This window comes from Bradyrhizobium altum, from assembly GCF_020889705.1.
Lineage (GTDB): Bacteria > Pseudomonadota > Alphaproteobacteria > Rhizobiales > Xanthobacteraceae > Bradyrhizobium > Bradyrhizobium altum.
On record NZ_JACMYP010000337.1, the window covers coordinates 1 to 7919 of the forward strand.

Consider the following 7919-nt stretch of genomic DNA (forward strand, 5'->3'; position numbering starts at 1 on the left):
GGCAGCAGACGGCCGCGCGGCAATTCCGGCACTTCCTCGTCGTCGTCGCTGGGAGGCGCCACCTGGCCACGCGGAATCGAGCCGGGCGGACGCGGCGCGGGATCGGAGAAAATCGTTCCGATCTGCGCGCGCGCGGGCGGCGCAAGCGAGATGGTTGAGGCGGCAACCAAGGCCGCAAAGCCAGTCAGGGCAATGGTTCGAAGCATCTCGCGGGCTTTAAAGGGCGAATCGGTCTCGCGACAGTTTACCTTGATATCGGCCGCTCGCAGGCCACCGGTTAACACGCCGAATACGGCGGGGAAAGGGCGCCCGGACGCCCGTCCCCGGCCCGCCGGCCAGGCACCGGTCACCCTCTAGTCACCCTCTGGTCACTCCTGGGAACACGTGTGATAGTCCTCACGCTGAAGGCGCGCGGCACCGCGTGAAAACCAGGAAAATCCGGATCGAACCGGACCAGCCAGAGGAAACCCAAACATGCCCGATCGCATCAGGCTCGATGGCCGGGTTGCCGTCGTCACCGGGGCTGCCGGCGTCATCGGAACCGCCACGCTCCAATTGCTCGCCGAACGCGGGGCGCGGATCGTCGCAGTTGACCGCAAGGAGGCCGACCTCAAAGCCGCCATCAAGGACCTGCCCGGCTCGGCCGAGGCCTTCGTGATCACCGCCGACGTCACCGATGAGGACGAGGTCAAGGACTATGTCCGGGCCGCCGTGGACCGCTTCGGCTCCATCGACGCCTTCTACAACAACGCCGGCATCGAGGGCGACATCAGGCCGATCCCGGAATATTCGCTGGAGAGCTTTCGCCGGGTGCTCGACGTCAATGTCGTCGGCGTCTTCCTCGGCATGAAATATGTGCTGCCGGTGATGCTGAAGCAGAACAAGGGCAGCATCATCAACACCGCCTCGATCGCCGGTCTGATGGGATCGCCGATGATCGCGGTCTACAGCGCCAGCAAGCATGCGGTGATCGGATTGACCAAGAGCGCGGCCTGGGAATGCTCCGGCACCGGCGTGCGGGTCAATTGCGTCTGTCCCGGCATGATCGAGAGCCGGATGCTGAGCACCATCCTGCAAGGCCGTTCCGGCGGTAACGCGCCGCCGCCGGTCGAGAAGATCGTCGACCGCATCCCGGCGCGCCGGCTCGGGCTCGCGAGCGAGGTCGCATCGATCGTCGCTTTCCTTGCCTCCGACGAGGCGAGCTACGTCTCCGGCTCCGCCTACACCGTCGACGGCGGCCGCACCGCCGCCTGACGCTTCAGTTCAGCATCACAAGAAGGTTTGTTTGCCTATGCCCGTCGTTCTCGATCCCGATGCCGCCGCCGTTTACAAGGCTTTCCAGGAGGCCGGCCGCCCTGCCTATGAATCGCTGACCGCACCGGAAGCGCGCGAATATTATCGGGCCGCCCGCATCGTCTCCAATCCCGAGCCGCCCGCGCTTGAATCGAGCAAGGCGCTTGCGATCCCGGCGCCGCACGGCGCGATCCCCGCTCGCATCTACACGCCGAAGACGCTGCGCAAGAAGGACGGGCTCGCGCCGTGCCTGGTGTTCTTCCACGGCGGCGGCTGGGTGATCGGCGATCTCGACACCCATGAGGTGGTTTGCCAGAAGCTTGCCCATGAGGGCGAGCTGATCGTGATCTCGGTCGACTATCGGCTGGCGCCCGAGCACCGCTTCCCTGCCGCGGTGGACGACGCCGTCACCGCGACCAGATGGGTCGCCGCCAACGCTGGGGATCTCGGCATCGACGCCACGCGCCTGATCGTCGGCGGCGACAGCGCCGGCGGCAACCTCGCAGCCGTGGTTGCCCTCACCGCCCGCGACGGCGGACCGAAGCTCGCGGCGCAGCTGCTGGTCTATCCTGCGACCGATTTCTCGCGCAAGCATCCCTCGCATCGCGAGCCCGACACCAGCATCCTGCTGACGCATTCGGTGATCGGCTGGTTCGGCGACCATTATCTCGGCGACGCCGACAACAGCGACTGGCGCGCCTCGCCTGCGCGCGCCAAAGACTTTGCCGGATTGCCGCCGGCCTATGTGCTGACCGCCGGTGCCGATCCGTTGCGCGACGAAGGCGACGAGTATGCGAAATTCCTCAAGCAGGCCGGCGTGCCCGTGACCTACCGGCATTTCCCCGGCCAGTTCCATGGCTTCTTCACCATGGGCAAGCTGCTCAACCAAGCCAATGTCGCGGTGACCGAGATCAGCGCCTGGCTGAAGACGCTGGGCTAGCGATCCGATCGGGGGCGACGCGCTTGCAGCGTCGGCCCCCTCGATGGAGGCTCGGAGCGGATGGGCACGCAGCTTGCGGCGTTAGCGCGCCTTGAAGTTCCCCGCGCCGCGCGATAGTGCGGCCGGACGCGCTTCACGCCACCGGGCACTCCAGCCATCGAGATCGTCTTGCTCACGCCCATCCTCGTCTATGGTATCCCGCTCGACTTCATCCTGTTCGCGCTGACGCTGCTCGGCGTTGCGATCTTCCATCACCATACGCTCGCCGTGGCGTTGACCGGCCTTGCCGCGATCGTCGCCTACAAGCTGATATTCGCGGGCTTTGCGAAATTCGGCGCGGGCCTGCCCGGCCTCGTGCACCACATGGAGCATGAGTGGGTCACGCTCGCGAACCTGTTCCTGCTGTTGATGGGATTTGCGCTGCTGTCGCGGCATTTCGAGGAGAGCCGGATCCCGGACGAGATGCCGGCGCTGCTACCCGATGACTGGAAAGGCGGACTGATCCTGCTGGTGATCGTGTTCGTGCTGTCGGGTTTTCTCGACAATATTGCGGCCGCGCTGATCGGCGGCACTGTCGCGCGCCACGTGTTCCGCGGCCGCGTCCATATCGGCTACCTCGCGGCCATCGTTGCCGCGTCGAATGCCGGCGGCGCCGGCAGCGTCGTCGGCGACACCACGACGACGATGATGTGGATCGACGGCGTCAGCCCGCTCACCGTCGTCGACGCCTATGTCGCGGCCATCGTGGCGATGCTGGTTTTTGCGGTGCCGGCCTCGCTGCAGCAGCACCGCTATTCCCCGATCGTGAAGAAAGCGCCGTCCGGCCTGAGCATCGATTGGCCGCGGGTTGCGATCGTCGCGGTGATCCTGCTCGCCGCGCTCTCAGCCAATGTGACCGCCAATCTGAAATTCCCGGCGCTGCTTGATGCGCTGCCCGTGCTCGGGCTCGCGGTCTGGGCCGCGATCCTCGTCACCTCATTGCTGCGGCGGCCGGACTGGTCGGTGATGCCCGAGACGCTGAAGGGCACCGTGTTCCTGCTCGCGCTGGTGACGGCGGCCTCGATGATGCCGGTGGAGAAGCTGCCGGCGGCATCATGGCAGACCGCGCTCGGGCTCGGCTTTGTCTCGTCGGTGTTCGACAACATTCCCCTGACCGCGCTGGCGCTCAAGCAGGGCGGCTACGATTGGGGCTTTCTCGCCTACGCGGTCGGATTTGGCGGATCGATGGTCTGGTTCGGGTCGTCCGCGGGCGTTGCGCTGTCCAACATGTATCCGGAGGCCAAGTCGGTGGTCCGCTGGATCACCCAGGGCTGGCCGATCATGGTGGCCTACGTCGTCGGCTTCTTCGTGATGCTGGCCCTGCTCGGCTGGCATCCCGACGCGCCGCATTGATGCAAATGCGGGATTCGCCGTGCTGCGATGCACAATTAAACTGCTTCAAACTTGTGGAAAAGCGAGACAAATCCGTTGACATTGCTAAACTCCATTCGCCGTAACAACTTATGGAGCGTTCGCATGAGTGTGAGTGCAGAAGTCCTCGCCCGCGCCCCGCTGGAACAGTTGCAGAGCGAAGTCGACACGATGAGTTCGCCTCGACCACGCAGCAACATTCGGCCTCTCTCACCGATGCCGGACTACGTCGAGCATCGCAACGGCGTCAATGAGGTGGGCATGCTGTCAGCCGAGGCGGTCGTGCGCGAATACGAAGCGGCGGTGAAAGAGATCGAGGCCCTTGGAACAGAACTGCAATTGGCCGCCAAGAACTGCGAGGTCATGGTGGCCGGCGTCCATGACATGATCGCGGAAATCAAGGAGTTCGCCGCGGGTTACCGCGATCAGGGCAAGCGCTTTTTCCTGCAGATCGAAGCCGTCTCGTTGATGACCACGGAGGTCAGGAATACCTGCGAAGCACTCAAGAAGAAGATCGCGACCGACACATTGAGTAACTGATATTTCGGCTCGGGCAGGTTTCGTGCTCGGCCATCCGTGGATTTTCAGCGTGTGTGCTGATCGTGTGCAGGTGAATGGCTGCGCTATTCCGGCGCGGCGGAACCGTTAGTTTCTATTCAAGACCAAGTCGTTTGAGATCAAGTCGTTCAAAATCAAGTGATTCAACATCTTGCCCCGCCTTCGGCGGGGCGCTTGTGCTGCGCTAATCTCTGCACGCGGCGTGCCCGCGATGGGCCGGATCTGCGTCAGTGACCGGTTTAACGCACGTCAGGTGAGTGCTCGGCCATGTCCGTTGCCGGCGGCAACGCTGAAATCGGGGACCAGCGGTCGCTGAAATCCCTGGCCGGGAGCGCGTCCGCGTCGGAGACGACAACGCCATCGGTGCGGGGCGCGTGCGACCTGATCGTCGCGGCGGTTGCAGTGACAGCCAGCAGGGCGACGGCCACGAACCCGGTAATTGTTCGATGCTTTGTCATGTAGAACCTCCTCGGGTCCCCAACGCCCACCTAAACGTGGGTCACAGGAACCTCCGCGCTGGTTCATCCGTGCAACGAACGGCATGGATCGTGTGAGATTGGACAACGAGCTTGTCCCAAACTCAAATTGCCTCTGCCGGCAGCGCCGGTGAGTTTGGCGACGGTCGCTCATGGCTGTGTTCGCTTCGCTGCTGCAATCATCACCCTTCTTTCCAACAACGCGCCGGAGTTTCCGCAGGTCGACGACCTACCCCGCGCGCGATGCCCGGCGCAGCGATTGCGGCGGCTGGCCGAAGGCGCGGATGAAGGCGCGGCGCATCCGCTCGGGATCGCGGAAGCCGGTGATCTCGGCCACGCGCTCGATCGCCTCGCCCGACGACTGCACGCGCTGCCGCGCGACTTCGATCCTCAACCGTTCGACCGCTTTCGACGGCGTGGTGCCGGTCTCCGCGATGAAGGCGCGGGTGAAATGCCGCGAGCTCATCCCGGCCTTGTCGGCGAGGTCCTCGACCGTCAGCGGCGCGTCGAGATGCTCGCGCGCCCAGGCGAGCAGCGGCCCGAACCGGCCGTTCGGCGCCTTCAATTCCAGCAGCGAGGAAAACTGCGACTGGCCGCCGCTGCGCCGATGGTACAGCACGAGCTGCCGCGCGGTGTTCTGCGCGACCTCGTCGCCGTAGTCTTCGGTGATCATGGCGAGCGCGAGATCGATGCCGGCGGTGATGCCGGCCGAGCTCCAGATGTTGCCGTCGCGGACGAAGATCTGGTCCGGCTCGAGCTTGACCTTCGGATAGGTCTTCACGAAGTGCGGCGTGCGCTGCCAATGCGTGGTGGCACGGCGGCCGTCGAGCAGGCCGGCCTCGGCCAGCACATAGGCGCCCGAGCAGACGCTGGCGACGCGGATGCCGCGGCTCGCCATCCGCCGCACGAATGACAGCGTGACCGGACAGGTCGCCGGCGTGCGCACGCCGTTGCCACCCGCGATGATCAGCGTCGTGATCGCCGCCGACGGCTTGAAGCCGCGCGCGAGCATCTCGACGCCGGACGAAGAGCGCACCGGCCCGGCCTTCACCGCGATCGTCTTGATATCAGGCGGGTTGCTGGCGAAGCGCGCCGCGATCTCGAACGCCGCGATCGGGCCGGCCGCGTCGAGCAGCTGGAAGTCGGGAAAGATCAGGATGCCGATCATTTGCCAAATCCTCGCAACGCCAAATCCCGGAGGCGGCGGCCTCGTCCGAAAATGAGGGAATTACGCCATTTTGGACAGGAGGCCACCATGGCATCGTGGTTCCGTCAAGCGCTATTTGGAGACCTCCGATGTCCGAACCCCTGCAGATTGGATTGCTCGTCTTCCCGAAGGTGACCCAGCTCGACCTGACCGGCCCGCTGCAGGTGTTCTCCTCGGTCCCTGGTGCCAAGGTGCATCTGATCTGGAAACGGATCGAGCCTGTTCCGAGTGACTCCGTCATGGTCCTGACGCCGACCACGACCTTTGCCGACTGCCCGCAGCTCGACGTGATCTGCGTGCCCGGCGGGTTCGGCACCGACGACATGGTCGGCGACGAGGAGATGCTCGCCTTCCTGCGCAAGCAGGCCGAGGGAGCGAAATACGTCACGTCGGTCTGCACGGGCTCGCTGGTGCTTGGCGCCGCCGGTCTGCTGAAGGGCTATCGGGCCACCACGCATTGGAGCGCGATCGATTTCCTGTCGGGCTTCGGAGCGATCCCGACCAAGACGCGGGTCTGCGTCGACCGCAACCGTTTCACCGGCGGCGGCGTCACCGCGGGCATCGATTTCGCGCTGACGCTGGTGTCCGAGCTCGTCGATCGCAAGACCGCGGAAGCGATCCAGCTCAGGCTCGAATACAACCCGGCCCCGCCGTTCAATGCCGGCTCGCCCGATACCGCGCCGGCCGAAATCCTCGCCTTCATGAAGGAGCGGATGGGACCGGCACACGCGCGCCGGGGCGAATTGATGAGCCGCGCCGCGGCACGGCTGTCCTGACCCGATCGTGAGACAAAGAAAAAGGCCGCCCGGTTTCCCGAGCGGCCCTTCCTGTCTCACGGCAGCCTCACATTTGCGGGCGATTTCAGGACGTCTGCACCGGGGGCCTATCTCCCGGCCGCATCCAACTCGGAGGCCGCTGCACATCGGGACAGTCGCGATCTGGAGCCCGATCCGACGCGATGGTTTCCCATCTCCGTAAGATGGCTCCATTGAGCCGCGAAGACGTGCGCGGCGCAAGCGGCCAGCATCGGCAGCGGCCTACCTGTCCCCGCTGTTACCGTTGTCCACAGGCGCGCGTGCGCTGCCACAGGCGCGCGTGCGCTGCACGCGCAATGCTACGCGCGCGCACGTCCGAAACAACAATGCGTGAAGTTCAGCTTCCCGGCGTCCAGGCGTGATAGTCGCCGGTCGCCTTGGGGCGGCGGCCGCTCGCCAGCGTCGAGCCGGACGGACGGTAAGCCTGCGCGGTGCCGGTCATGTTCGGCAGATGCGGCTTTTCCCATTCCCGCGGCGCGTACGTCTCCTCGGTCGGGGGCACATCAACCGTGTGATGCAGCCAGCCGTGCCAGCCAGCCGGGATCCGGGACGCTTCGGCATAGCCGTTATAGACCACCCAGCGGCGCTCGAAATGCAGCGTCGGATCGATCTCGCCGCCCTTGGTCCGGTAGTAGCGATTGCCCTGCTCGTCCTCGCCGACCAGTTCGCCATAGCGCGAGGTCCACAATTGCGTGCCAAAGGTCTGGCCGTTCCACCAGGTGAAGAATTTCAGCAGGAATTGTTTCATGCGTGGCCGGTCGGTTCGAGGCAGTCCGGCTCTGATGCCACCTGAATCTCCAAATGTCCAGCCGCCCCCGAGGTAACCCGGCACTCCCGGAATGGGTCCGGGTTGCGGGCCCTTTGGCGACCAAATGACGCGGTCACGAGGAGTTTTGTTCACCCGCCATACATGCGCCGCCGGTCAAGCAAAGATGACGGACATCAATGTCGAGCGCAGGAACGTCCGACCGCAGAGATGGTTAGACGCAGATCCGACCGCAGAGATGGTTAGACGCAGAGATGGTTAGACATTGTCCGATTTAATGGAGTCCAAAATGATCAATATGAAGGTTCTGAGCACCGCTGCGGCGTTGGCGCTTGCGCTGCCGTTGGCTGTGGCGCCGACCGTTTCGTCCGCCCAGTCTGCCGCACAGATGGGCGCGATGGGCGGTGGCGGTGGTGCGCGCGGCGGCGGCGGTGGCGGTGGCCATGTCGGCGGC

The 7919-nt window shown here is 64.9% G+C and carries 8 protein-coding genes and 1 pseudogene; 5 read left to right on the top strand and 4 right to left on the bottom strand.

Annotated features, from left to right (window positions below):
- Window positions 1-254 (bottom strand): annotated as a pseudogene (locus tag H8B02_RS42410) (DUF2155 domain-containing protein); the annotation flags it as partial.
- A 220-nt stretch (window positions 255-474) separates the two neighbouring features.
- Here H8B02_RS42410 and H8B02_RS42415 point away from each other — a divergent pair.
- The 4 genes from H8B02_RS42415 (at window position 475) to H8B02_RS42430 (ending at window position 4183) form a co-directional block, all read left to right on the top strand.
- A complete protein-coding gene (locus H8B02_RS42415) occupies window positions 475-1254 on the top strand; it encodes an SDR family NAD(P)-dependent oxidoreductase (RefSeq protein WP_229171652.1) in 780 nt (259 codons plus the stop codon).
- Between the two features lie 37 nt (window positions 1255-1291).
- Window positions 1292-2233: a LipP1 family hormone-sensitive lipase gene (gene lipP1, locus H8B02_RS42420; protein WP_229171654.1), complete on the top strand. Its 942-nt coding sequence runs from the start codon at window positions 1292-1294 to the stop codon at window positions 2231-2233.
- A gap of 168 nt (window positions 2234-2401) precedes the next feature.
- Complete coding sequence (locus H8B02_RS42425) at window positions 2402-3625, top strand: SLC13 family permease (RefSeq protein WP_229171656.1); 1224 nt, start codon at window positions 2402-2404, stop codon at window positions 3623-3625.
- Window positions 3626-3748: 123 nt separating this feature from the next.
- Entirely contained in the window at window positions 3749-4183 is a 435-nt protein-coding gene (locus H8B02_RS42430; protein WP_229171658.1) for a hypothetical protein, read from the top strand.
- Between the two features lie 257 nt (window positions 4184-4440).
- Here the strand turns inward: H8B02_RS42430 and H8B02_RS42435 are convergent, their stop codons facing one another.
- On the bottom strand, window positions 4441-4659 hold the full coding sequence (locus H8B02_RS42435) for a hypothetical protein (protein ID WP_229171660.1): 219 nt from the start codon (window positions 4657-4659) through the stop codon (window positions 4441-4443).
- 247 nt (window positions 4660-4906) lie between these two features.
- On the bottom strand, window positions 4907-5845 hold the full coding sequence (locus H8B02_RS42440; protein WP_229171661.1) for a GlxA family transcriptional regulator: 939 nt from the start codon (window positions 5843-5845) through the stop codon (window positions 4907-4909).
- Between the two features lie 128 nt (window positions 5846-5973).
- Here H8B02_RS42440 and H8B02_RS42445 point away from each other — a divergent pair, with 128 nt between their 5' ends.
- Window positions 5974-6660 carry a DJ-1/PfpI family protein gene (locus tag H8B02_RS42445; RefSeq protein ID WP_229171663.1) on the top strand — a complete coding sequence of 229 codons (687 nt, stop codon included), beginning with the start codon at window positions 5974-5976 and terminating at the stop codon, window positions 6658-6660.
- A gap of 376 nt (window positions 6661-7036) precedes the next feature.
- Here H8B02_RS42445 and H8B02_RS42450 read toward each other — a convergent pair whose 3' ends face one another.
- Entirely contained in the window at window positions 7037-7447 is a 411-nt protein-coding gene (locus tag H8B02_RS42450; protein WP_176531661.1) for an NADH:ubiquinone oxidoreductase subunit NDUFA12, read from the bottom strand.
- Window positions 7448-7919 lie beyond the last annotated feature (472 nt).

Excerpts from the sequence above, each read along its gene's own strand:
- lipP1 (WP_229171654.1), top strand. The coding sequence starts at position 1,292 with ATGCCCGTCGTTCTCGATCCCGATGCCGCCGCCGTTTACAAGGCTTTC.
- H8B02_RS42450 (WP_176531661.1), bottom strand. The coding sequence starts at position 7,447 with ATGAAACAATTCCTGCTGAAATTCTTCACCTGGTGGAACGGCCAGACC.
- H8B02_RS42440 (WP_229171661.1), bottom strand. The coding sequence starts at position 5,845 with ATGATCGGCATCCTGATCTTTCCCGACTTCCAGCTGCTCGACGCGGCC.
- H8B02_RS42430 (WP_229171658.1), top strand. The coding sequence starts at position 3,749 with ATGAGTGTGAGTGCAGAAGTCCTCGCCCGCGCCCCGCTGGAACAGTTG.
- H8B02_RS42445 (WP_229171663.1), top strand. The coding sequence starts at position 5,974 with ATGTCCGAACCCCTGCAGATTGGATTGCTCGTCTTCCCGAAGGTGACC.
- H8B02_RS42435 (WP_229171660.1), bottom strand. The coding sequence starts at position 4,659 with ATGACAAAGCATCGAACAATTACCGGGTTCGTGGCCGTCGCCCTGCTG.
- H8B02_RS42415 (WP_229171652.1), top strand. The coding sequence starts at position 475 with ATGCCCGATCGCATCAGGCTCGATGGCCGGGTTGCCGTCGTCACCGGG.